This is a genomic window from Methylobacterium dankookense (assembly GCF_902141855.1).
Taxonomy (GTDB): domain Bacteria; phylum Pseudomonadota; class Alphaproteobacteria; order Rhizobiales; family Beijerinckiaceae; genus Methylobacterium; species Methylobacterium dankookense.
Window position 1 is genome coordinate 13,957 of the sequence record NZ_CABFVH010000014.1, and the last position, 22,948, is coordinate 36,904.

Genomic DNA, 22,948 nt, shown 5'->3' on the forward strand with positions numbered 1-22,948 from the left:
GCTGCCGCGGGCACCTCAGGATGAGGGAGATGGATGGGACGAAGAGGCAGCCGGGAAGGGGCCCCGGCTGCCCTCGGACACGCCTCAGGCCTGATAGCTGCCGTGGCAGTGCTTGTACTTCTTGCCCGAGCCGCAGGGGCAGGGTTCGTTGCGGCCGACGCGGCCCCAGGTGGCGGAATCGGTGGGGTCGCGCTCCAGCACGGCGCCGTCCGCCGAGAGCCCCTGCGCCGCGAAGCCGAGGGCCGGGCCGCCGCCACCGTCGCTGCCCGAGCCGCCGCGGGCGAACTCGTTCTCGCCGGTGACGGGGTCGAGATGCTGGGCGAACATCGGCGGCAGGCTCGGCGTCTCGGCGAAGGGCTGGTTGCCGCCCTGCTCGGGCTCCTGGAACACGATCTCGATGCGCGAGAGCTGGCCGGTGACCTGCTCGCGGAGCGAGGCGACGAGGCCGTTGAAGAGGTCGAAGGCCTCCGACTTGTACTCGTTCAGCGGGTCGCGCTGGGCGAAGCCGCGCCAGCCGATCACCTGCCGCAGGTGGTCGAGGGTGACGAGGTGCTCGCGCCAGAGATGGTCGAGGGTCTGAAGCAGGACCTGCTTCTCGATATAGGCCATCACCTCGGCGCCATTCTGCTCGGAGCGGGCCGTGTAGGCCTCGTCGGCGCCCTTGCGCAGGCGCTCGCGCATCTCCTCGTCGGCGATGCCCTCCTCCTTGGCCCAGTCCTCCACCGGCACGTCGAGGTTCAGCACCTCGGTGACGCGCTGGCGCAGGCCCGCCACGTCCCACTGCTCGGCATAGGCGTTCTCGGGGATGTGCAGGGCGACGAGGTCGTCGACCACGCCGTGGCGCATCTCGTCCACGGTCTCGCGCACGCTCTCCTGGCCCATGAAGTCGCGGCGCTGCTCGAAGACGACCTTGCGCTGGTCGTTCATGACGTTGTCGTACTTGAGCACGTTCTTGCGCATGTCGAAGTTGCGCGCCTCGACCTTCTGCTGCGCCTTCTCGATGGCCTTGTTGATCCAGGGATGGATGATGGCCTCGCCCTGCTCCAGGCCGAGCTTCTGCAGCATCCCGTCCATGCGGTCGGAGCCGAAGATCCGCATCAGGTCGTCCTGAAGCGAGAGGTAGAACTTCGAGCGGCCGGGGTCGCCCTGGCGGCCGGAGCGGCCGCGGAGCTGGTTGTCGATGCGCCGCGATTCGTGGCGCTCGGTGCCGATGATGTAGAGGCCGCCGGGCAGGTCCTTCTTGCGGCCCGCGGCCGGGTCGGCCGGCTCGCCGGCGGCCAGCACCTTGGCGCGGTTCTCCGCGATCTCGGACTTGATCGCCTCGACCGCCGCCTCGCGCTCCGGCCCCTCGGCCAGGTGCGCCAGCTCCTTCTCGACGCGCATCTCGACGTTGCCGCCGAGTTTGATGTCGGTGCCGCGGCCGGCCATGTTCGTGGCGATGGTGATCGCGCCCGGCACGCCGGCCTCGGCGACGATGTAGGCCTCCTGCTCGTGGAAGCGGGCGTTCAGCACGGCGAAGCGCTTGGTCACCCGGCCCTCGCGGGCGGCGGCGTAGACGTCGGTCAGCGCGTTCGGGTCGGAATAGTCGAGCAGCGTGTAGCCGTGCTTCTTCAGCATCTCGGCGATGTGCTCGGACTTCTCGATCGAGCCGGTGCCGACCAGGATCGGCTGGTGGCGCGCATGCGCCTTGTCGATCTCTGCGATGATGCCGGCGTACTTCTCCTCGACCGTGCGGTAGACCTCGTCGTCCTCGTCGACGCGCTCGACCTCCTTGTTGGTCGGGATGTCGACCACCTCGAGCTTGTAGATCTCGGCGAACTCGTCGGCCTCGGTCGAGGCCGTGCCGGTCATGCCGGCGAGCTTCTTGTAGAGGCGGAAGTAGTTCTGGAAGGTGATCGAGGCGAGCGTCTGGTTCTCGGGCTGGATCGTGACGCGCTCCTTGGCCTCGAGCGCCTGGTGCAGCCCTTCCGAGTAGCGCCGGCCCTGCATCATGCGGCCGGTGAACTCGTCGATGATCACCACCTCGTCGTTGCGGACGATGTAGTCCTTGTCGCGCGTGAACAGGGTGTTGGCCCGCAGCGCCTGGTTGACGTGGTGGACAAGGGTGACGTTGTGCGCGTCGTAGAGGTCGCCCTCCTTGAGGATGCCGGCCTCGCGCAGGGCCTCCTCGATGAACTCGTTGCCCTCCTCGGTCAGCGAGACGGTGCGCTGCTTCTCGTCGAGGTCGTAGTACTCCTTCCGCAGCCGCGGCATCAGCGCGTCGACGGCGACGTAGAGCTCCGAGCGGTCGTCGACGGGCCCGGAGATGATCAGCGGCGTGCGCGCCTCGTCGATCAGGATCGAATCGACCTCGTCCACGATGGCGAAGTTGTGCCCCCGCTGCGCGAGCTGGGACAGCTCGTACTTCATGTTGTCGCGCAGGTAGTCGAAGCCGAACTCGTTGTTCGTGCCGTAGGTGATGTCGCAGGCGTAGCTCGTCTTGCGCTGCTCGTCATCGAGCCCGTGGACGATGGTGCCGACGGTGAGGCCCAGGAAGCGGTAGACCCGGCCCATCCACTCGGCGTCGCGGGAGGCGAGGTAGTCGTTCACGGTGACGACGTGGACGCCCTTGCCCTCGAGCGCGTTGAGATAGACCGGCAGCGTCGCGACGAGGGTCTTGCCCTCGCCGGTCTTCATCTCCGAGATGCCGCCCTCGTGCAGCACCATGCCGCCGATCATCTGCACGTCGAAATGGCGCTGGCCGAGCACGCGCTTGGCCGCCTCGCGCACCGTGGCGAAGGCGGGGACGAGGATGTCGTCGAGGCTCTTGCCGTTGGCGAGCTCCGCCTTCAGCATGCGGGTGCGGTCGCGCAGGGCCTCGTCGGAGAGGGCCTGGATCTCGGGCTCCAGCGCGTTGATCGCGGCCACGCGCGGGCGATAGCCCTTCACGCGGCGGTCGTTGGACGAGCCGAAAATCTTCTTGGCGAGGCTGCCTAGCATCGTGAACCTGCGGACGCGCGAGCCCGCGGACGGCGTGCCGTCGCGGGCCGGTCATGGCTGAGTTGGCCGGGCTTATAGAGGTAAAGTGTGGGGGGCGCATCTAAAAGAGGCGGGTCCCGCACAGGCCCTGCGCGGGCCGCGCGAAGCGGACCGGCTCAGTTCAGTTCGCAGAAGCCCGCGCCGGACCCGACGACCCGGTTGCCGGCACACCAGGGACCGGCGACCTTGACCGGGGGTGCCGGCGGAGGCGCGGACACCGGCTGCGCGACCCGCAGCCGCGGCGCGGGTGCCTCGGCCGGCTCCGGGGAGGCTTCCGGACGCGCGACCGCCGCGACCGGAGCCGCCACGGCCGGGAGCGCCACGCTCGGGGTCACGCCGAAGCGCAGGCGGAGGCGGCGTGCCTCGGCCTCGGTCGCGTGGAGACCGGTCAGCGCCAGAACGCAGACCATCGGAATCATGCGCATCGCCATCGATCTCGACTCCCCTGCTCCCGCGAACCGTGGGCCGAGGCGAAGTTAGAGGGGAGGGCTTAACGTCCGATCGCCGGAATCGCGCGGCTTCTCGGCATCGTGATCCTGCCGCCGCCTCTCCACGATGCCTTCGGCGCTCCCGGACCGGCCCTTGCGTTTGCCGGCCGCAGGATCCACCTGTCTCGCCGCTCAACCCTGGCGGGCGCCGACGAGGCGGGTCCCCGCGCCTTCCGATGGGCCGCCTTCGCGGCCGGGTTCCCAAGGACATCCTCCCCATGCCGATGCCCTCTCTGCTCCGGTGCGCCACCGCGCTGGCCTTCGTCCTCGCCACCCCGGCCGCCCTTGCCGAGACGGCTCCGGCCGCGGCGCCGGCCGCAGCCGCGCCAGTCGCGCCCGACACGGTGGTGGCCAAGGTGAACGGCCAGCCCATCACCGGGGCCGACATCGCGGTCGCCGCAGACGATCCGGCCCTGTCGCTGCCGGGCGTGGACGAGGCGCAGAAGAAGGGGCTGCTCGTCGACTACATGGTCGACCTCAAGGTCGGCGCCCAGGCGGCGGAGGCGGCCAAGGTCGCCGACACGCCGGACTTCAAGCGCAAGCTCGCCTATTTCCGCGACAAGCTGCTGCTCGACGAGTACCTGGAGCGCGAGGCCAAGAAGGCCGCGACTCCGGAGGCGGCCAAGGCCGTCTACGATCAATCCGCCAAGCTGATGAAGCCCGAGGAGGAGGTGCACGCCCGCCACATCCTCGTGGACAACGAGGCCGAGGCGAAGAAGATCGCGGCCCGCATCAAGGGCGGCGAGGATTTCGCCAAGGTCGCGGGAGAGACCTCGAAGGATCCGGGCTCGAAGACCGAGGGCGGCGACCTCGGCTGGTTCACCAAGGAGCGGATGGTGAAGGAATTCGCCGACGCCGCCTTCAAGATGCAGCCCGGCCAGGTCTCCGATCCGGTCAAGACCCAGTTCGGCTGGCACGTGATCCGGGTCGAGGAGAAGCGGGTGAAGCCTCTGCCGACCTTCGAGGAGCTACGCGAGCAGATCGACCAGCACCTCATTCGCAAGGCGCAGCAGGATCTGATCCTGAAGCTGCGCTCGGAGGCCAAGATCGAGCGCACTGACGCTGCGTCCGCCGCGACGCCGACGCCCGCCGCGCCCCCGGCCGAGACCCCGAAGAAGCCCTGAGACAGAGGCGGGGCGGCCTGGGGCCGCCCCGATCGCGCACGTTCAAAAGGTCTCAGTACCGGTAGCCGCCGTAGCGGTATTCCCGGTGGCGCATGGTCCGGTAGGGCCGGTCGTAGCCGTAGCCGAAGCGCTCGTGCTTGCGCCGCCAGCCATGGGCGGGGGCCCAGGGCGGCGGGCCGCCATGATGGAAGCCGTGGCCGCCGCGCGCCCAGGGCGGATCGGCCAGCGCCGCCGTCGCGGTGCCCAGGATGCTGGTGGCCAGCACCGCGGCCGAAATGGCCACGGAGAGCGGCTTGATCGACATGAATCTCTCCTGCTTGATCGGAAGTCGCGATTTTGCGTGGGCCAGCAACGGCGCAGGGCGAAGGACCGTTCCGGCGAATCTCGCAAGATTCACATGCGTAAAAGGCGAGATTCTTCGCGGCCGAAGAGATGATCTTTTCTCGGAACGGTTTCGTCGGAGGTCACGTTTCCAGGCCTTCCTGCCATCCAAGGAGAAGGCCTATGAAGAACCTGACCATTGCTGTCCTGGCTTCGCTGGCGCTCACCGGCACCGCGCTCGCCGCGGAACAGCGCGGCGCCTCCCCGAATACGCCCGGCCATGAGATGCAGGACAAGGGCAGCCGGACGGGCAGCCCCGGCGCCTCCGGCTACGCGCCGGGCCACGAGATGAAGTCCGACACCACCGGCTCGACCAAGGGGTCGACCTCGGGCTCGGGCACGATGAACAAGGACATGAAGGGCGACACCTCCGGCACCCGCCACTGAGGCCCCCTTACGAGAAAGGCCTCGCCCCGGTTCGCCCGGGGTGGGGCCTTTCCAGGTCGGATCCGCTCAGACCCAGCCCTGCAGCTCGCGGCGGACGACGTGCTCGATGACCTCCATGCCGAGGTCCGAATCGTTGAGGCAGGGGATGTAGGCGAAGCGCTCGCCGCCATTCTCCTCGAAATAGTGGCGGTTCTCGCCGTCGAGCTCCTCCAGCGTCTCCAGGCAGTCGGCGGTGAAGCCCGGCGCTACGATCGCCATGCGCTTGACGCCGGATTTGGCGAGCTCCTGCACCGTCTCGTCGGTATAGGGCTTCAGCCATTCCTCGTTGCCGAAGCGGGACTGGAAGGTCACGCGCATGCGCTCGGGGGAGTAGCCCAGCGCCTCGCGGATCAGCCGCCCGGTCTTCACGCACTGGCAATGGTAGGGGTCGCCCTTGAGCAGGTAGCTCTTCGGCACCCCGTGGAACGAGGTGAGGATCACCTCCGGCTCGAAATCGAGCTTGGCGAGCCCCTCGCGGATCGAGCGGGCGATCGCGTCGATATAGACCGGATCGTCGTGGTAGGGCGGCGAGACGCGGACCGTCGGCTGCCAGCGCATCTGCATCAGCGCCTTGAAGGCCTGGTCGCAGGCAGTGGCCGAGGTCGCCGCCGCGTATTGCGGGTAGAGCGGCACCAGCAGGATGCGGTCGCAGCCCTGGTCGAGCAGCGCCTGGATGCGCACGGACACCTCGGGCTTGCCGTAGCGCATGGCCCAGTCGACTACCACCGAATCACCCATCGCAGCCTGCAGGCGCTCGCACTGGCCGCGGGTGATGGTCTTGAGCGGCCCCTCGTCGAGGGCCTTGTTCCAGACGCTGTCGTAGTCGCGGCCCTTCGGACCGGGGCGCTTCGTCAGGATCACGAGGTTGAGGAGCGGCCACCAGATCAGCCGCGGCACCTCGATGACCCGCCGGTCGGAGAGGAACTCCTTCAGGTAGCGGCGCATCGGCCAGTAGCTCGTGCCCTCGGGCGTGCCGAGATTCATCAGGAGCACGCCGACGCGGCCCCAGCGCACGCCCGGATGGTCGGCGGGAAGAGTGCCGGCCTTCACCGGTGCCTGGGGCTGCAGGCTCTGGCGGGCCGCCAGCGTGGCGGGTTCGACGCGTTCGTTCATCGCTTGGCTTGGATATCCGATGGGTGCCGGCGGCCCGGTGCGGGAGCGTGCGACGGCGCCGCGATTGTCTCGGGTGTGGGAACTATCTAGAGCACGCAGGAACCTTGCGAAGATCCGCCCGGACAGAGCGCGACATGCCGTCTCCCCGCTATTTCCTCAGGCACTTCATTCCCTTCACGGGCTATCCCTACACGGGCGCGCCCGCGGCCTGCAATCTGTGCGGCTGCGGCGATTCGGTCGTGGTGGCGGAGACCGACAGGCGGCTGAAGACCCTGCACTCGATCGCCTGCACCCAGTGCGGCCTGATCCGCACCGACCCGATGCCGACGCCGGCCGAGCTGGCGGAGTACTACGCCACCGCCTATCGCGCGGACTACCAGCTCGCCTTCGCGGGCGGGCCGCCGCCCCACCACGTGAAGCGCTCGGGACGCGAGGCGGCCTTCCGCGCCAACCTGCTGGCGCCGAAGCTCGTGCCGGGCGCGAGGGTGCTCGATTTCGGCTCGGGCTCCGGCGAGTTCCTGGCCGCGGCGCGGGAGCGCGGCTGCACGGTGATCGGCGTCGAGCCGGGGCGCGACTACGCCGCCTTCGCCCGCAAGACCTACGGGGTCGAGGTGCTGGACGATGCCGCCGACGACACCTTCCCGGCCCAGAGCTTCGACGTGATCTCGACCCATCACGTGCTGGAGCATCTGCGCGACCCGGCCGAGGTCGTGGAGCGGCTGGCCCGCTGGCTGAAGCCGGACGGGCGCCTCTACGCGGCGGTGCCGAACATGGCCGCCACCGGCAAGCCGCCGCACGAGCGCTTCCACTTCGCCCATGTCCACGGCTACGTGCGCGAGACCTTCGACCTGCTCGCCCGCCGGGCGGGGCTGGTGCCGGACACCGCCTACTGGCGCGAGGACACGACGGTGGTCTACCGCAAGACCGACGCCCCGCCGGAGCGGCTCGCCGTGCCGGGCCTCGCCGAGCGGCTCGCGCGCGACCTCAAGCCGATGCCGGCCGGCGCCTACCTCGCCTCCGGCGCCTGGATTTGGCCGATGGTCCGGCGCAACGCCAAGGCCGTGCGCGACACCTTCCGCTGAGCGGATCGATGTCCGGTCCCAGCCGCCGCCAGACGCTGAGCCTCGGGCTCGGGGCCGGCCTGATTGCCGGCCTGCCCGCCGCGGAGGCGTCCGAGGCGGCGTCGGCGCAGAAGCCGACCTTCACGCTGCTCCTCGTCAACGACATCTACCTGATGGACGAGGTCGATGGCCGCGGCGGCTTCGCGCGGCTCAACGCGGTGGTGAAGGCCGAGCGCGCCCGGGGCGTGCCGATGCTCTACGCCCATGCGGGCGACACGATCTCTCCGTCGCTGATGTCGGGCTTCGACAAGGGCGAGCACATCATGGCGCTCCTCGCGCTGGCGAGCCCCGACGTGTTCGTGCCGGGCAATCACGAGTTCGATTTCGGGCCAGCGGTCTTCCAGGAACGCATTCGCGGAGCCGCCTTCCGCACGCTCGCGGCAAACCTGCGGGACGGGGAGGGTAGGCCCCTGCCAGGGGTCGGGGACCGCTTCATCACCGATCTCGGCGGCATCCGCGTCGGGGTGACGGGCATCGCGCTCGAGAGCACCCCGGAGAAGGCGCAGAGCGGCGCGCTCCGCTTCGGCCCGGAGGAGGGGACGCTCGCCGAGCAGGCGGGGCTCCTGCGCGAGGCGGGCGCCGAGATCGTGGTTGCGGTGGTCCACACGGCGCGGCCGACGGATCTCGCGATGATGGCGGCGGGCCATGCCGACATCATCCTGTCGGGGCACGACCACGACCTGTTCCTACGCTACGACGGGCAGCGGGTGCTCTGTGAATCGAGCGTCGACGCGCATTTCGTCACCGCGATCGACGTGTTCTGCACGGTTGGCGAAGAAGACGGGCGGCGCCGAGTGCGCTGGCGCCCCCGCTTCCGCATCCACGACACCCACGACGTGACGCCCGATCCCGAGACGGCAGCGCTCGTCGCCCATTACGAGGCGGAACTGTCGAACCAGCTCGACGTGCCGGTCGGGCGCACGGCGCTGCCCCTCGACAGCCGCGTGGCGAGCGTGCGGGCGCGGGAGGCGAGCTTCGGAGACCTCGTCGCCGACGCCCTGCGCGCGGCGACCGGCGCCGACGTCGCCCTGATGAATGGTGGCGGCATACGCGGCAACCGGCTCTACCCGGCCGGCGCGGAGCTGACCCGCCGCGACATCCTGCAGGAACTGCCCTTCGGCAACACCACCGTCCTCGTCGCGATCGACGGGGCGGCCCTGTACAACCTCCTGGAGAACGGGCTTGCCGATTACGGCCGCCCGGCGGGACGCCTCGTCCAGGTCTCGGGGCTCACAGTGCGCCTCGATCCCGAGCGTCCGCAGGGCGCGCGCATCCTCTCGGTCGCGGTCGACGGCGCGCCGCTCGATCTCGGCCGGACCTATACGGTGGCCGCGAACAACTTCCTCTACGATGGCGGCAACGGTTACGGGGCCCTGCGCAGCGGGCGCACCCTGATCGGCGCCACCGACGGCAAGCTCGTGGCGAACGAGGTCATGGCCTATATCCGCCGCAACAGCCCGATCGGCATCCGCGAGGGCGAGCGCCTGGTGGTCGCCCGATGAGCGGCCCCGTCGCCGACGCGCTCGCGGATTTCCGCGCCTCCGGCTCCTCCTGGGCCGCTCTGCCCTTCTTCCGCGAGGGCGAGGCCGACCACGTGGCCGCGCGGGTCGATGCGCGGATCGCGGCGGGGGCACGGGTGCTGCCGGATCCGCGCAACATCTTCCGGGCGCTCGCCCTCACGCCGCTCGCGGCCGTGAAGGTCGTCATCCTCGGCCAGGACCCCTACCCGACGCCGGGGGACGCCAACGGCCTCGCCTTCTCCTATGTGGGCGGCGGGCGCCTCCCGGCCTCGCTCAAGGTGATCCTCGCCGAAGTCGACCCGGAGAAGCCCAGGACAGGCGACCTGACGCCCTGGACGCGGCAGGGCGTTCTGCTCCTCAACAGCGCACTCACCGTCGAGGCGGGGAAGGCCGGCGCGCATCTGCGCTACGGCTGGGCCGACCTCACCGATCAGGCGGTCACCGCTGTGTCCGCGCGGCCCGAGCCGGCGGTGTTCCTGCTCTGGGGGGCGCAGGCGCGGGCGCGCAAGGCCCTGATCGACCCCGCGCGCCACGCCGTCATCGAGAGCGGCCATCCCTCGCCGCTGAACCGCGCCCGCGACTTCCCCGGCTCCCAGCCTTTCGCGCGGGCCAATGCCTGGCTCGCGGAGCGCGGGCTGCCGCCGATCGACTGGTGCCTCGGCGGCCCCTGACGCGCTATTGCGGCTTCTCGGGCGACTTCTCGGCCGGAGCCTCGGCGGGCTTGTCCGCCGGCTTCGCATCGGGCGCGGCGGCCGGCAGCAGCACGTTCTTGGCGACATTGCCGTCGGGGCCGTACTCGCCGGCGACCGCGAGGCAGGCCTGCTCGCGGTTCAGCGCCATCTGGTTCGACATCAGCGCGAACATGGTCTGCACCTTGTTGCCGAAGGGGCCGCGCGGGCTCACGTCCTCGGCCCGGGCATTCTGCTTGGCGAGCAGCGCCTCAAACTGCTCGGTGCCGATGCGGTAGCCGCAGACGTTCGAGGCCGCGAAGATGTAGGCCGCGAATTCGAGCGCCCGCGGCGCGGGGGCGTTGCGGATCTGTGCCCCGGCCGGGCCGGCTGAGACCGCGGCGAGGGCGGCGAGGGCGAGGGTCGGGATACGCATCCTGGGCAGGTTCCTCGGAAGAGGCGGATTCTGGCGATCCGCTTGAAGCACCGCCGGGATAGAGGGTTTCGAGGCGCCCGGCGAGCGGACAGGGCGGCGCAGGCAGGTGGGTCTTGCGGGTGCGCGGGCTTCGCCCCGGGTCTATCAACAGCGCACACGGCCGATGGATGGCCCAGCGCATGCCCGGAAGCGATTCGTGACGACACAGACAGCAGCCCAGGCCCTCGTGGCGCAGCTCCACGCCAACGGCGTGCGCCACGTCTTCACCGTGCCCGGCGAGAGCTTCCTGCCGGTGCTCGACGCGCTCCGCGAATCGGGCATCGCGGTCACCACCTGCCGGCACGAGGGCGGCGCGGCGATGATGGCGGAGGCGGCCGGCAAGGTCACCGGCACGCCGGGCATCTGCATCGTCACCCGCGGACCCGGCGCCACCAACGCCTCGGCGGGCGTGCATGTGGCGCAGCAGGATTCCTCGCCGATGATCCTGTTCGTCGGGCAGATCGAGCGCGGCCAGCGCGACCGCGAGGCCTTCCAGGAACTCGACTACCGTGCCGCCTTCGGGCCGCAGGCGAAATGGGCGACCGAGATCGAGGATCCGGCCCGCGTGCCGGAATACGTCTCGCGCGCCTTCCACACGGCGACGGCGGGGCGGCCCGGCCCCGTGGTGATGGCCCTGCCGAAGGACGTGCTGAAGGAGCCGTGCCCTGGCCCACTCGCCAGGCCCTGGCGAGCGGTGGAGGCGGCGCCGGGACCTGAGGAGATGGAGCGCCTCGCCGCGCTGCTGGCGGAGGCTGAGCGCCCACTGCTGATTCTCGGCGGAAGCCGCTGGACGGAAGAGGCCTGGGCGGACATCCGCACCTTCGCCGACCGGTTCGACCTGCCCGTCGCCACGAGCTTCCGCCGGCTCTCCCTGTTCGACCCGCTGCACACCGCCTATGCGGGCGATCTCGGGCTCGGAGTGAATCCGCGCCTCGCCGAGCGGGCGGCGCGCGCCGACCTCGTGATCCTGCTCGGCGGGCGGCTCGGCGAGATTCCGAGCCAGGGCTACACGCTTCTCGACATCCCGAACCCCGCGCAGCGGCTCGTGCACATCCATGCCGGGGCTGAGGAGATCGGCCGGATCTACGTGCCGGACCTCGCGATCAATGCGAGCCCCGTCCGCGCAGCGGCAGCGCTCGCGCGGCTCCCCGCGCCCTCCCGCATCCCCTGGGCCGAGGAAACCCGCGCGGCGCACCGGGACTACCGCGCCTGGAGCGACGCGGCGACGCCGCAGCCCGGACCCGTCAATCTCGGAAACGTGATGCTCCATCTGCGCGAGGCGCTGCCGGAGGATGCGATCCTCTGCAACGGCGCGGGCAACTATGCCGCCTGGATCCACCGCTTCTGCCGCTTCCGGCAGCTCCACGGCCACGTGGCGCCGACCTCCGGCTCGATGGGCTACGGCCTGCCGGCGGCGGTTGCGATGCAGCGGCTCCATCCGGAGCGGGTCGTGGTCTGCATCGCGGGCGACGGCGATTTCCTGATGACCGGCCAGGAATTCGCGACCGCCGTGCAATACGGCCTGCCGGTGATCTGCATCGTCTGCGACAACGGCAGCTACGGCACCATCCGGATGCATCAGGAGCGCGAATTCCCCGGCCGCGTCTCGGCGACCGACCTGCGCAATCCGGATTTCGCGGCCTATGCCCGCGCCTTCGGGGGGCTCGGCCTCACAGTCGAGCGCGACGCCGACTTCCCCGCGGCCCTGGCCGCCGCCCGCGAGGCCGGCGCGCCCACGATCATCCACCTGAAGGTCGCCACCGACGCGATCTCCCCAGGCCGGACCCTCGAGCAGATCCGCGCAGAGGCGCTGAAACGGCAATAATCCGAACAGAGAAAATTAACCCGTGGGCTGCACGGCAGTAGGCGGAAACGCACAAGCCCACGGGCAGGAACGCATGCTGCACAGCGCACCGGACCGCACGGCTCCCCGGATCGCCGGCCTCCAGGCCCGGCTCGGCGCAGTCCCCGCCCGGTCCGACGTGCGCGTCCGCAGCACCGTCGTGCATCTCGTCGCCGAACTCGCCGCGATCCATCCCGACGCCACGGCGCTCGCTGGCAGCGACGAGAGCCTGACCTTCTCCGATCTCGCCGCGCGCCAGGCCCGCTATGCCCGCTGGGCGCTCGGCGAGGGCTTCGCCGCCGGCGACGGCGCCGCGCTCCTGATGCACGACCGGCCGGACCGGCACGCCCTCTGGCTCGGGCTCGCCCGCGCCGGCATGCGGGTCGCCCTGCTCGATCCCGCCTTGCGCGGCACGCGCCTCGCCCGCTGCCTGGCGGTGGCCGCGCCGAAGCTCCTCGTGGTCGACCCGGCGCTCGCGGACGCCCTCGGCGAGGTGCAAGCCCTCGCATCCGGACCGGTCACGGTGCGCTGGCAGGGACCGGGCGCGGATCTCGCCCGGCTCGACCTCGAAGCCGCGGACCTGTCGGATGCCCCGCTCGGCGAGAGCGAGGCCGCCGGGCCGGCGCCGGACGATCCGGCCCTCCTCCTCCTCGGCACGGACGGGACCGGCCGCCCCTTGCGCGTCGGCGCGAGCCACGGGCGGCTGATGGCCTGGATGCACGGGGCCGGCGGCTGCCCGGCCCCCTTCCGCGATCTCGTCGCGACGGGCGCGAGCCTCCTGCGCGGCGCCACGGCACGGGTCGGCGGGGACCACGCCGCGCTGAGCTGAGATCGCGCTCGCGCGCTTCGGCGCAGGAGAACATCGAAACACGGAGTCGGCACCGGTCCCGATTGCAACGCGATCGGGAATGGCCCTAGCCTCCCCGGCCAAGGGGCGCCCGACGCCCCCGCCAGGGAGAGCCGTCCGATGTCCGCAGCCGCCGCGCCGATCCAGCAGGACTCCCCGTCGGACTCGCCGCTCCTGCGCGCGGATGCGGACGGGATCGCCACGCTCACCCTGAACCGCCCCGCCGCCCGCAACGCCCTCTCCCTCGGCCTGATGGCGGCGCTTCAAGCGGAGCTCGACGCGATCCGGGCGGATCGCGGCGTGCGGGCCGTCATCCTGCGCGGGGCCGGGCCGGCCTTCTGCGCCGGCCACGACCTCAAGGAGATGCGCGCCCAGCCGGACCGGGCCTCGGCGGAGGCGGTCTTCCGCGCCTGCTCCGCCCTGATGCTCGCGATCACCCGGCTGCCGCAGCCGGTGATCGCCCAGATCCACGGCATCGCCACCGCGGCGGGCTGCCAGCTCGTCGCCACCTGCGACCTCGCCGTCTGCACGCATGAGGCGCGCTTCGCCACGCCGGGCGTCAATATCGGCCTGTTCTGCTCAACCCCGATGGTGGCCCTGTCGCGCGCCGTGCCGCGCAAGGCCGCCCTGGAGATGCTGCTCCTCGGCGAGCCGATCGACGCCGCGGAGGCCCTGCGCATCGGGCTCGTGAACCGTTCGGTGCCGGAATCCGAGCTGGAGGGGACGGTGCGCGGCATGGCCGCACGCATCGCCGCGAAGGCGCCGCGGGTGCTGGCCATCGGCAAGGAGGCATTCTCGCGACAGGCGGATCTGGGCCTGGAGGAGGCCTATGCCTACGCTGCCGAGGTGATGACCCGGAACATGATGATGGCCGACGCGGCCGAGGGCATCGACGCCTTCCTGCAGAAGCGCGAGCCCCGCTGGGAGGCCTGATACCGCGTCCGGTTGATCGGACCGGACGCGGTCTCGGCAAGTCCGCGCGGCGCCTGAGCGAAGGCGACATCCGCCATCCCGACGGGATCACCCGGTTGTCGTATGAGACGGCTTCCGGTTGATCGGATTTCGGCGGACAGGTCGCTCCCCTCTCCCCGCCGCGCGGGGAGAGGGGATCCGCGGCACTCTGGTCTGACGGAGGTCGTCACACCCCGAACCGCCGGCCGAACCAGTCCCGCAGCACGGCGCGCTCGTAGTAGAGGCCGCCGGACGAGAAGCGCGGATTGGCGCTCAGCATGAAGTTGATGTCGGTGACGACGTCCTCGCCCTGCGCGACCACGCGGCCGTTGCGGCGCAGGGTGTAGGCGAGGCGGATCCGCGGCGGGGTGAAATCCTGCACCACCCGGACCGACTGGGGCAGCCCCATTCCCGGCCGCTCGTATCCGGCGAGGTCGATGTCGAGGACGCTGACCGCGAGGCTGTCGCCCGGCGGCAGGCGGCGGCCGAGCTCCTCGAAGATCCGGGTCATCTCCGCGAGGGTGACCCGCAGGCTCTGGCCGCTGCCGAGCCGGTTCTCGGCATCGGTGAAGCGCTCGGGGGCGACGTAGCGCACGCTGACCGGCTGCGCGGCGGCCGGCGCCGCCGCGAGGAGGAGGGCGGCGAGGACGCCCCGGCCGATCACTGACGCGACCGGGCGATCACCTCGAGGAGGGCGCGGGCCACCGGCTCGGTCACGTTGCGCCGGTACTTGCGGTGGACCAACTGCCCGTTGTGATAGACGTCGTGCTCGACGTAGAGGCGCTCGCCGTCCCAGCGAACGATGTTGTCGGTCTCCGTCGTCTCCTCGACGCCGAGATCCTGCCGCAGGATCGCGCTCCCGGTATGCGTCAGCATCCCCAAACCCTGGCTTCCGGCCCCTTCGGCCGCGGGCGTCGAGCATAGGCAAGGCGCGCGGGGCGCGCCAGCGCCCACCGCGGCCCGAAATGACCGCGCGGGCCTACTGTACGGTCACTTGGTCCTTGATCCGGTCGTAGGTCGCGCGGCTGAGCACGCGCTTCGCGAGAAGCTGGTCCACCGAGGCGTAGGGGCGGCGCTGGACGATGGCGCGGCCGATATTGCCGCCGCCCTTCAGGCCGTTCAGCTCGGCGACCGTCGCGGTGTTGAGGTCAACGAGCGCGACGGCGCGCGGGCCGGCGTCGTCCTGGGCGCGCTCGGCCGGGTCCATCGCGGCGGGCTCCGGCGGCGCAGGAGGTGGGGGAGGGGGTATCTCGGCGAGCGGTGGTGCCGGCCGGGGCGCCGCCTCGGAGGCCGGAGGCGGCTCGGAGGGAGCGGCCGCAGGCTTCGCCGTCGGGACGGTCCGCACAGGGTCGCGCGCCGGAGCGGGCTTCGGCTCGCGCTGGACCGTTTGTCCGGCCGGCCGCGGCGCCGGCTCCTGCGCCGCCTTCGGCCAGAAATACTGGACGAGCCCGGCGAGCAATCCGGCGGTCACGAGCAGGACCGCCACCCGGGCCATGGCCGAGCCGCTCAGCATCGCATTCCCCGCTCCACCGCTTCCACATCGTCAGGATGGAGCAACTCTTGGGAGAATTTGGCAATATTCGGGTCGTCGGGCACAAGTTCCACCCTCGGCGATCCACCGCGATCGAGCCGAAAAACCTCGAGCGGATGCCAGATCCGGCCGTCGCCACCCCTCCCGCCCGTCGAACCGGCTCCCCTGACGCCGGAAACGGCGCAGGGGACCGGGTCCGCACGGGCAGGCACGCCATCGCGATCCCGGGCGACATTGCCGCCTTCGCCGCCGCCGCCTATCTCCGGACCTTCGTGATCGAAGGATTGTCCATGCGGCTGCGTCTCGCCCTCGCCCTCCTCGTCGCCGCGGGAGCCGCCCAGGCGGCACCGGCCGGACCGGCAGGGGAGCAGGCCGCCAAGCCGGCGCCGGCCAAGGCCTCCATCCCGCTCGCCAACCATCGCGCCGTCTACGACCTGTCCCTGTCCTCCAGCAGCGGCACCCGGGCCGTGGACAGCGCCCGCGGCCGCATCGTCATCGACTTCAAGGGCGATGCCTGCCGCGGCTACACGATGCAGACCCGGCAGGTCACGGTGCTGGAATCCTCCGAGACCGGCAGCCGCACCTCGGACCTGCGCAACACGACCTTCGAGGATGGCGACGGGCACGAGTTCCGCTTCAAGACCGCGAGCACCGTGAACGGCGCCGGCAGCCCCACCGTCGACGGCACAGCGAGCGCCGAGGCCGATGCGCTGAAGGTGCGCTTCAAGGAGCCGAAGCGCGACCAGCTCTCGGTGCCGGGCACCGTGCTGTTCCCGAGCCTGCACATGCGCCGCCTGATCGAGGCCGCGCGGGCCGGCGAGACGACGCTCTCGGCCAAGGTGTTCGACGGTTCGGATGACGGGCGCAAGGTCTACGACACCTTGGCCGTGATCGGCCGGCCGACCACCGGCCCCACCACCGCCTCCGGGTCGGACCGCGACAAGCCCCTGCGCGAGGGGGCGCTCGCCGCCGTGCAGCGCTGGCCGGTGACGCTGAGCTACTTCACGGGCGGCAAGGGAGAGAGCACGCCGATCTACACCCTGAGCTTCGACCTCTACGACAACGGCGTGAGCGGCGCGCTCAAGCTGGATTACGGGGATTTCGCGATCATCGGCGATTTGACCCGCCTGGACCTGGACAAGGCGCCGGCCGCACCCTGCACGCCCTGACGGGCTCGGCCTGCGGCAATTCAGGGCGCTTCGTAGTCGGGCGGCACGCGCCGCCGCCAGGCCGCGGCGATCCGTTCCGGCTTGACGCCGATCGCCTCGGCGCAGGCGAGGAGCACCGGCTCGTCCGCCATCACGTGGTCGAGCACGGCGCCGAGCACGGTCGGATCGTTCATGCCGGCGCGCAGGTCGCCGGGCGCGAGGCCGGTCGCGCCGAGGAAGGGCATCAGCCGGTCGGGGTCCTGAGCCATCCACAGCAGAACGTCGAGAGCCAGGGCGTCAATGGATTCATCCTCTTGAAGGGGTTTGTGTTTCATCAACATGTAAACCTTATAAAAGGTCCCCGCCGGGGAGAGCCCCCGTTAACGACGAGAGTCGCGCGCACCGGGATATCCACGTCATGAAGAAAACGGTGCTGATCGTCGAGGACAACGAGCTCAATATGAAGCTCTTCAACGATCTGTTGGAGGCGCAGGGCTACGCTACGTTGAAGACTGCCAAGGGCATCGAAGCGATCGAGCTGGCCCGCGCGCATCACCCGGATCTGATCCTGATGGACATCCAGCTTCCCGAGGTCTCGGGGCTGGAGGTGACGAAGTGGCTCAAGGAGGACGACGACCTCAAGCATATTCCCGTCATCGCGATCACCGCCTTCGCCATGAAGGGCGACGAGGAGCGGATCCGCGAGGGCGGCTGCGAGGCCTACCTCTCCAAGCCCATCTCGGTTGCGAAGTTTTTAGCAACCGTTCGCACCTATCTTCAGGACAAACCCTGACGCCGAGCTCCTGCGGGGAACCCTCGCGGCGTCGCGCATTCCTGGCGAGGTACGAAGCCCGATGTCGGCCCGCGTCCTGATCGTCGACGATCTGTTCCCGAACGTGAAGCTTCTGGAGACGAAGCTCGCGCTCGAATATTTCGACACCGTCGCGGCCATGAACGGCCCGGACGCGATCGCGATCTGCGAGAAGGGCCTCTGCGACATCGTCCTCCTCGACGTGATGATGCCCGGCATGGACGGGTTCGAGGTCTGCCGCTACCTCAAGAACAACCCGGTCACCGCCCACCTGCCCGTCGTTATGGTGACGGCCCTCGACCAGCCCTCCGACCGCCTGCGCGGCCTCGATGCGGGCGCGGACGACTTCCTGACGAAGCCGGTCGACGACACCGCCCTGTTCTCCCGCGTCCGCAGCCTCGTCCGCCTCAAGGCGCTGACCGACGAGCTTCGAGGCCGCGCGCTCGCGTCGCGCGACTACGGCATCGGCGATCCCCTGGCGCTCGCCGCGGCCGAGAACGGCCTCGACGCCAAGGTCCTGCTCGTCGAGGACCGCCGCGGCGCCGCCGAGCGCATGGCGACGGCGCTCGGCCAGAACCACGCCGTGACGGTGGAGGCCGACCCGCAACGGGCGATGCTCGTCGCCGCGGAGGGCGGCTTCGACTGCGTCATGGTGAGCCTCGACCTCGACGGGTTCGACGGCCTGCGCCTGTGCAGCCAGCTCCGCTCCCTCGACCGGACCCGCAACGTGCCGCTGATCATGCTGGCCGAGCCGCAGGACCAGAACCGCATCGTGCGCGGCCTCGATTTCGGGGTGCACGACTACCTGATGCGCCCGGTCGACCGGAACGAGCTCCTCGCCCGCGTGCGCACCCAGATCCGGCGCAAGCGCTTCTCGGACGTGCTGCGCGGCGCCGTCCAGGCCTCCATGCAGCTCGCCGTCACCGATGGGCTGACCGGCCTGCACAACCGGCGCTACCTCGACAGCCATCTCGGGACGATGTTCTGCGACGCGGCCTCGCGCCAGCGCCCGCTCGCCGCCCTGATCCTCGACATCGACCGCTTCAAGTCGGTCAACGACACCTACGGCCACGAGGCCGGGGACGAGGTTTTGCGCACCTTCGCGGAGCGGATCCGCCTGCACACGCGGACGGTGGACATCGTCGCCCGCTACGGCGGCGAGGAGGTGGTGATCGTCCTGCCCGATGCCGGGCTCGCCGAGGCGCAGGCCATCGCCGAGCGCATCCGTGCCCGTGTCGAGGCGGCCGCCTTCGACATCCACCGCGCCTCCCGCAGCGTCCCCGTCACCGTCTCGATCGGCGTGGCGGTCCGGGAGGCCGACGATACCGGCCCCGCCGACATGCTGAAGCGGGCCGACCTCGCCCTTTATCGCGCCAAGCATGCCGGCCGGAACCGCGTGGAGGCGCAGGCGGCCTGACCTCCGCCTCCCCGGACTGGACTCTAATCGACCGGAGCCTGGGCGGGATCGGCCGGCAGCATATCGTCGCGCAGCGGGGCGCTGGCCCGGCGCCGGGTCGCGGCACCGCCCGAGCATCCCTCACAGACGCTGCGGGTCACGCGCCGCACGCGCGCATCCATCTTCCGCTGCAGATCGTCCATCTTGGCATCGCTTGAGGGGGCAGCGGTCTCGCCCCCGGGATTCGGGTGGAGGCCGCGCCGGGTCCGGACCGATGCGTCCATCCGCTCGATCTGCTCGGCGGAGGGCCGGGCGTCGGCCGGCTGCGGCGCGGGGACCGTCTGCGCGGTAGCCGGCGCGAGGCCGGCGAGAAGGGCACCGGCGATGGCGCCGAGGAGCGTTCGCTGGGTCATGGATGCCAGTCATTCCCGCCGATCGCGGCCTCAGCATGGCGGAGGCGCATCGGGCGGCGCCGTCGCGCTGCCCGGTTGACAGCGCCCCACGCATCGCCAACACCTCCCGCCGGTCTTATGGCCCCGTCGGCGCATGGCGGCGTACGGGCCGGCCGCCGCGGCGCGTCCTGTCGGAATCGATACCGATTCGGCCCGGAAGGCGCGTGATCTCAAGAGACTGGGGGTAGGGTCCGACTCAGGCCGAGGCGGACACGGCTCCGGCGAGGACCTGTGTGAACCCATGGCGGTGATGCGCTCCTACCTCGACTTCGAGAAGCCCGTGGCGGAGCTTGAGGCGAAGCTCGAGGAGCTGAAGGCGGTCGGCGCCCGCGACGGCGCGGTCTCCATCAGCGAGGAGGTCGGGCGCCTCGAGGCCAAGGCGGCGCAGGCGCTCGCCGAGCTCTACGCCAACCTCACGCCTTGGCAGAAGACGCAGGTCGCCCGCCACCCGCAGCGCCCCCATTTCGTCGATTACTGCGCCGGGCTGATCGAGGAGTTCACGCCGCTCGCGGGCGACCGCAGCTTCGGCGAGGACGAGGCCATCGTCGGCGGCTTCGGCCGGTTCCGCGGCCGGCCGGTCTGCGTGATCGGACAGGAAAAGGGCGCGACCACCGAGACGCGCCTGCGGCACAATTTCGGGATGGCCCGCCCGGAGGGCTACCGCAAGGCGGTGCGGCTGATGGAGCTCGCCGACCGCTTCGGCCTGCCGGTGCTGGCCTTCGTGGACACGGCCGGCGCCTTCCCCGGCATCGACGCGGAGGAGCGCGGCCAGGCCGAGGCCATCGCCCGCTCGACCGAGGCCTGCCTCGCGCTGGGCGTGCCGAACGTCGCGCTCATCATCGGCGAGGGCGGCTCGGGCGGCGCGATCGCGCTCGCCACCGCCAACCGCGTCCTGATGCTGGAACACGCGATCTACGGGGTGATCTCGCCGGAGGGCGCGGCCTCGATCCTGTGGCGCGCCCAGGGCCGCGCGCACGATGCCGCGACCGCCATGAAGATCACCGCGCAGGACCTGCTTCGCCTCGGCGTCATCGACGGGATCGTGCCCGAGGCGACCGGCGGCGCCCATCGCGACCGCGACGGGGCGATCCGCGCGGCCGGAGAGGTGCTCGACGAGGCGCTGCGGGCCTTCTCGGGCCTCGGCCCCAACGAACTGCGCGATCAGCGGGCGGCGAAGTTCCTCGATATCGGCCGCAAGCTGTGACCTCAGGCGGGGCGGGCGGCGTGCTCGCCGCGCTCGGCCGGCATCTCGGATTGGGGCGACGCCGGGACACCCGCGAGCCCGGCGCCTTCAACCACATCTCGCTCGGCAGCAATTGCCAGATGGCGCATGCGCTGAAGACGCTCGACCTGCGGACCTGGTCGGCGCCCTTCGACTGGCTGTTCACCCTTCCCGAGATGGTGTCCGACTGCCTCGCAGACGATTTCGCGGCGCTGACCGACCGCGGCCAGCTCGAATCGATCCCCGAGGCCGAGCGGCTCGGCCCCGGCATCACCCGCGGCCGCCACAGGCTCTACCGCGCGCGCTACGGCCTCGAATGCGTCTTCAACCACCATGACCCGGCGGCGAGCGACGCGGATTACGCCTTCCTCGCCGAGGGCGTGCGCCGGCTGAGGCAGGCCCTGTCGGCGGAGGGCACCCGCAACCGGTTCTGGCTGATGAGCCACCTGCACATCGTGCCCGAGACGGTGGAGGCCATCTGCGACGGGCTCGCCCGGCAGCCGAGCCGGAATCACCTCACCGTGTTGCAGCTCCTGCCCGGGCACCCCGCGCTCCGGCTCGTCGAGACGGACGAGCCGCGGCCCGACCTACGGCGGCTCACGGTGGCCTGCGCTTCCGCCCCGGTGGGCCTGCGCCTCGCCGACCCGGCCGAGGACGCCGCGCTGCTCGAGATCGTCGGCCGCGAAGCAAGCCGCGTTCCGGCGCAGCTCGCGTAGTCCACAGGGTGCGCGACTGTGGCTTGCGCGTCATTGCGGTAACGGACGCTCAAGTTTAACGGGGCTAATGGTTTGGGGAGTGACCGCTCGACGCCGGCCGATGCGCCCGCGAGCGGAGTATCGAGGACGAGGTTCCCCATGGCTGTGCGCCCGCTCGCGGCTGCTGGTCTGATCGCTCTGGCCCTCGGCCTTGGGGCTTGCCAGGACGGAATGCTCGTCGGCGGCGCCTCGACCCGCCACCTGACACCGATTCCCGCGCAGACCCTGTCGCTGATGCAGACGAAGGGGATGAGCCAGTCCGATCCGATCCTGATCCGCGCCTACAAGAAGGAAGCGGAGATGGAGGTGTGGAAGCGCGACGGCTCCGGCCAGTACGCGCTGCTCAAGACCTTCCCGATCTGCCGCTGGTCCGGACAGCTCGGACCGAAGACGAAGCAAGGCGACCGCCAGGCGCCGGAGGGCTTCTATACGATCACGCCGGGTCAGATGAACCCGAACTCGTCCTACTATCTCTCCTTCGATACCGGCTACCCGAACGCCTTCGACCGCGCCAACGGCCGCACCGGCAACTACCTGATGGTGCACGGCACCTGCTCCTCGGCCGGGTGCTTCGCCATGACCGATGCCTCGATGGCCGAGATCTATGCCATAGCCCGCGAGGCCTTCTCGGGTGGCCAGCGCGCCTTCCAGTTCCAGTCCTATCCGTTCCGGATGACGGCCCAGAACATGGCCAAGTTCCGCAACGACCCGAACGCGCCGTTCTGGAAGAACCTGAAGGAGGGCGCCGATTATTTCGAGGCCCTGCGCCAGGAGCCGAAGGTCGGCCTGTGCGGCACCAAGTACGTCTTCGGCGGCGCCGACGCCGCGGCCGGCTCCTGCACCCCGAAGGTCGATCCGCTGGTCGCCGAGAAGCGGTCGCATGACGACCAGCAGATTGCGGAGTTGGTGGCCAAGGGCACGCCGGCGACGCGGGTGGTCTATCAGGATGGCGGGCAGAACCCGGTCTTCCGGCCCGCCAACGTGACCGCCTTCGCGAGCCTCGGCACGAAGGAAGAGGAGCAGCCCTACAGCGCCAAGGAGTTCGGGCGCCATCATCTCGGCGAGATCAGCCGGCCCGAGACGCTCGCCGCAGCCCCCGAGGAGATCGTCATCGAGCCGAAGGCCAAGGCGACGATGCTCGCCTCCGGCCCGATCCCCACCAAGGCGGCCGCCGCGGCGCTGGCCCGCAAGGAGAAGCCCGCGCCGGTGATGCTCGCCGCCCAGACGCAGCCGGCCAAGGCCGAGCTGAGGACGGATACCGCGCAGGCCGAGCCGGCCAAGGATGCCGACAAGCCGGTCCGCGTCACCGTGGCCGATGCCGACGGCGATCTGTCCGCCTTCCAGAAGGTGTTCGGCGGCCTCACGGCCAAGGAGGCGGCGACGCCGGCACCGGCACCGGCCACGCCTGCGACCGATGCGGCGACCGTCGAGCCGGCCAAGCAGGTCCACGCGGCCCGCGCCCGGATCCAGGCGCACATGACGAAGCCGGTCACCGCCACCGGCGCGATCGCCGACGCCAAGAAGTCGGATACGAAGAAGCCGGATCACGCCAAGGTCGCCGAGGCCCGCAAGGCCGACAAGCTGACCGAGAAGACCGACAGGAAGCCCTGATCCGGTTGCCGTCCGGGTCACGCGACGCAACTTGTCGGTGTAGGTTC

At 70.7% G+C, this 22,948-nt stretch carries 24 protein-coding genes; 14 read left to right on the forward strand and 10 right to left on the reverse strand.

The genetic code is table 11. The annotated features are described in order from the left end of the window. Nucleotides 1-84 precede the first annotated feature (84 nt). A complete protein-coding gene (gene secA / locus MTDSW087_RS12695) occupies nt 85-2,979 on the reverse strand; it encodes a preprotein translocase subunit SecA (protein ID WP_144764359.1) in 2,895 nt (964 codons plus the stop codon). Nucleotides 2,980-3,134: 155 nt separating this feature from the next. Then, entirely contained in the window at nt 3,135-3,449 is a 315-nt protein-coding gene (locus tag MTDSW087_RS12700; RefSeq protein WP_144764361.1) for a hypothetical protein, read from the reverse strand. A gap of 275 nt (nt 3,450-3,724) precedes the next feature. Between MTDSW087_RS12700 and MTDSW087_RS12705 the strand changes: the two genes are divergently transcribed. After that, on the forward strand, nt 3,725-4,630 hold the full coding sequence (locus tag MTDSW087_RS12705; protein WP_144764363.1) for a peptidylprolyl isomerase: 906 nt from the start codon (nt 3,725-3,727) through the stop codon (nt 4,628-4,630). Nucleotides 4,631-4,682: 52 nt separating this feature from the next. Here MTDSW087_RS12705 and MTDSW087_RS12710 read toward each other — a convergent pair whose 3' ends face one another. Continuing rightward, nucleotides 4,683-4,934, reverse strand: coding sequence for a hypothetical protein (locus MTDSW087_RS12710; RefSeq protein WP_144764365.1), 252 nt, complete (start codon nt 4,932-4,934; stop codon nt 4,683-4,685). Nucleotides 4,935-5,134: 200 nt separating this feature from the next. On the opposite strand from MTDSW087_RS12710, the gene MTDSW087_RS12715 reads away from it, so the two are divergent. Next, on the forward strand, nt 5,135-5,398 hold the full coding sequence (locus tag MTDSW087_RS12715; RefSeq protein WP_144764367.1) for a hypothetical protein: 264 nt from the start codon (nt 5,135-5,137) through the stop codon (nt 5,396-5,398). A 66-nt stretch (nt 5,399-5,464) separates the two neighbouring features. Here the strand turns inward: MTDSW087_RS12715 and hemH are convergent, their stop codons facing one another. Further along, complete coding sequence (hemH, locus tag MTDSW087_RS12720; RefSeq protein WP_144764369.1) at nt 5,465-6,550, reverse strand: ferrochelatase; 1,086 nt, start codon at nt 6,548-6,550, stop codon at nt 5,465-5,467. A 134-nt stretch (nt 6,551-6,684) separates the two neighbouring features. On the opposite strand from hemH, the gene MTDSW087_RS12725 reads away from it, so the two are divergent. Genes MTDSW087_RS12725 through MTDSW087_RS12735 form a run of 3 tightly spaced genes read left to right on the forward strand, consistent with a single transcriptional unit; the run spans nt 6,685 to nt 9,862 of the window. After that, on the forward strand, nt 6,685-7,632 hold the full coding sequence (locus MTDSW087_RS12725; RefSeq protein ID WP_144764371.1) for a class I SAM-dependent methyltransferase: 948 nt from the start codon (nt 6,685-6,687) through the stop codon (nt 7,630-7,632). A gap of 8 nt (nt 7,633-7,640) precedes the next feature. Beyond that, a complete protein-coding gene (locus MTDSW087_RS12730; RefSeq protein ID WP_144764373.1) occupies nt 7,641-9,173 on the forward strand; it encodes a bifunctional metallophosphatase/5'-nucleotidase in 1,533 nt (510 codons plus the stop codon). Further along, on the forward strand, nt 9,170-9,862 hold the full coding sequence (locus tag MTDSW087_RS12735; protein WP_144764375.1) for a uracil-DNA glycosylase: 693 nt from the start codon (nt 9,170-9,172) through the stop codon (nt 9,860-9,862). The genes MTDSW087_RS12730 and MTDSW087_RS12735 overlap by 4 nt, the downstream gene beginning before the upstream one ends. A 4-nt stretch (nt 9,863-9,866) precedes the next feature. On the opposite strand, the gene MTDSW087_RS12740 is transcribed toward MTDSW087_RS12735, so the two are convergent. Next, nucleotides 9,867-10,295 carry a hypothetical protein gene (locus MTDSW087_RS12740; RefSeq protein WP_144764377.1) on the reverse strand — a complete coding sequence of 143 codons (429 nt, stop codon included), beginning with the start codon at nt 10,293-10,295 and terminating at the stop codon, nt 9,867-9,869. A 163-nt stretch (nt 10,296-10,458) separates the two neighbouring features. Here MTDSW087_RS12740 and MTDSW087_RS12745 point away from each other — a divergent pair, with 163 nt between their 5' ends. The 3 genes from MTDSW087_RS12745 to MTDSW087_RS12755 all read left to right on the forward strand — a co-directional run bounded on the left by MTDSW087_RS12745 (nt 10,459) and on the right by MTDSW087_RS12755 (nt 13,957). After that, nucleotides 10,459-12,159 (forward strand): thiamine pyrophosphate-binding protein, encoded by a 1,701-nt coding sequence (locus MTDSW087_RS12745; protein WP_144764379.1) that lies wholly within the window; start codon nt 10,459-10,461, stop codon nt 12,157-12,159. Nucleotides 12,160-12,232: 73 nt separating this feature from the next. Next, nucleotides 12,233-13,006 (forward strand): AMP-binding protein, encoded by a 774-nt coding sequence (locus MTDSW087_RS12750; protein WP_144764381.1) that lies wholly within the window; start codon nt 12,233-12,235, stop codon nt 13,004-13,006. Nucleotides 13,007-13,144: 138 nt separating this feature from the next. Further along, on the forward strand, nt 13,145-13,957 hold the full coding sequence (locus MTDSW087_RS12755) for an enoyl-CoA hydratase (RefSeq protein WP_144764383.1): 813 nt from the start codon (nt 13,145-13,147) through the stop codon (nt 13,955-13,957). A 205-nt stretch (nt 13,958-14,162) separates the two neighbouring features. Here the strand turns inward: MTDSW087_RS12755 and MTDSW087_RS30785 are convergent, their stop codons facing one another. The 3 genes from MTDSW087_RS30785 to MTDSW087_RS12765 all read right to left on the reverse strand — a co-directional run bounded on the left by MTDSW087_RS30785 (nt 14,163) and on the right by MTDSW087_RS12765 (nt 15,488). Next, nucleotides 14,163-14,639, reverse strand: coding sequence for a DUF3016 domain-containing protein (locus tag MTDSW087_RS30785; protein ID WP_373322026.1), 477 nt, complete (start codon nt 14,637-14,639; stop codon nt 14,163-14,165). After that, nucleotides 14,636-14,851 (reverse strand): hypothetical protein, encoded by a 216-nt coding sequence (locus MTDSW087_RS30790; protein ID WP_142582918.1) that lies wholly within the window; start codon nt 14,849-14,851, stop codon nt 14,636-14,638. The genes MTDSW087_RS30785 and MTDSW087_RS30790 overlap by 4 nt, the downstream gene beginning before the upstream one ends. A gap of 103 nt (nt 14,852-14,954) precedes the next feature. After that, complete coding sequence (locus MTDSW087_RS12765; RefSeq protein WP_144764387.1) at nt 14,955-15,488, reverse strand: ComEA family DNA-binding protein; 534 nt, start codon at nt 15,486-15,488, stop codon at nt 14,955-14,957. Nucleotides 15,489-15,796: 308 nt separating this feature from the next. Here MTDSW087_RS12765 and MTDSW087_RS12770 point away from each other — a divergent pair, with 308 nt between their 5' ends. Continuing rightward, nucleotides 15,797-16,675 carry a cell envelope integrity EipB family protein gene (locus MTDSW087_RS12770; RefSeq protein WP_144764389.1) on the forward strand — a complete coding sequence of 293 codons (879 nt, stop codon included), beginning with the start codon at nt 15,797-15,799 and terminating at the stop codon, nt 16,673-16,675. 20 nt (nt 16,676-16,695) lie between these two features. Here MTDSW087_RS12770 and MTDSW087_RS12775 read toward each other — a convergent pair whose 3' ends face one another. Beyond that, entirely contained in the window at nt 16,696-16,995 is a 300-nt protein-coding gene (locus MTDSW087_RS12775) for a DUF3572 domain-containing protein (protein ID WP_342353839.1), read from the reverse strand. A 77-nt stretch (nt 16,996-17,072) separates the two neighbouring features. Between MTDSW087_RS12775 and MTDSW087_RS12780 the strand changes: the two genes are divergently transcribed. Continuing rightward, on the forward strand, nt 17,073-17,447 hold the full coding sequence (locus MTDSW087_RS12780; RefSeq protein ID WP_142582914.1) for a response regulator: 375 nt from the start codon (nt 17,073-17,075) through the stop codon (nt 17,445-17,447). 61 nt (nt 17,448-17,508) lie between these two features. After that, on the forward strand, nt 17,509-18,882 hold the full coding sequence (locus MTDSW087_RS12785) for a PleD family two-component system response regulator (RefSeq protein ID WP_144764393.1): 1,374 nt from the start codon (nt 17,509-17,511) through the stop codon (nt 18,880-18,882). Between the two features lie 23 nt (nt 18,883-18,905). Here the strand turns inward: MTDSW087_RS12785 and MTDSW087_RS12790 are convergent, their stop codons facing one another. Beyond that, entirely contained in the window at nt 18,906-19,274 is a 369-nt protein-coding gene (locus MTDSW087_RS12790) for a hypothetical protein (RefSeq protein ID WP_144764395.1), read from the reverse strand. Nucleotides 19,275-19,563: 289 nt separating this feature from the next. Here MTDSW087_RS12790 and MTDSW087_RS12795 point away from each other — a divergent pair, with 289 nt between their 5' ends. The 3 genes from MTDSW087_RS12795 to MTDSW087_RS12805 all read left to right on the forward strand — a co-directional run bounded on the left by MTDSW087_RS12795 (nt 19,564) and on the right by MTDSW087_RS12805 (nt 22,901). Next, on the forward strand, nt 19,564-20,517 hold the full coding sequence (locus tag MTDSW087_RS12795; protein ID WP_186383828.1) for an acetyl-CoA carboxylase carboxyltransferase subunit alpha: 954 nt from the start codon (nt 19,564-19,566) through the stop codon (nt 20,515-20,517). Further along, nucleotides 20,514-21,251: a DUF1796 family putative cysteine peptidase gene (locus MTDSW087_RS12800; RefSeq protein WP_144764399.1), complete on the forward strand. Its 738-nt coding sequence runs from the start codon at nt 20,514-20,516 to the stop codon at nt 21,249-21,251. The genes MTDSW087_RS12795 and MTDSW087_RS12800 overlap by 4 nt, the downstream gene beginning before the upstream one ends. 138 nt (nt 21,252-21,389) lie before the next feature. Then, entirely contained in the window at nt 21,390-22,901 is a 1,512-nt protein-coding gene (locus MTDSW087_RS12805) for a L,D-transpeptidase family protein (RefSeq protein ID WP_238179473.1), read from the forward strand. Nucleotides 22,902-22,948: the final 47 nt, after the last annotated feature.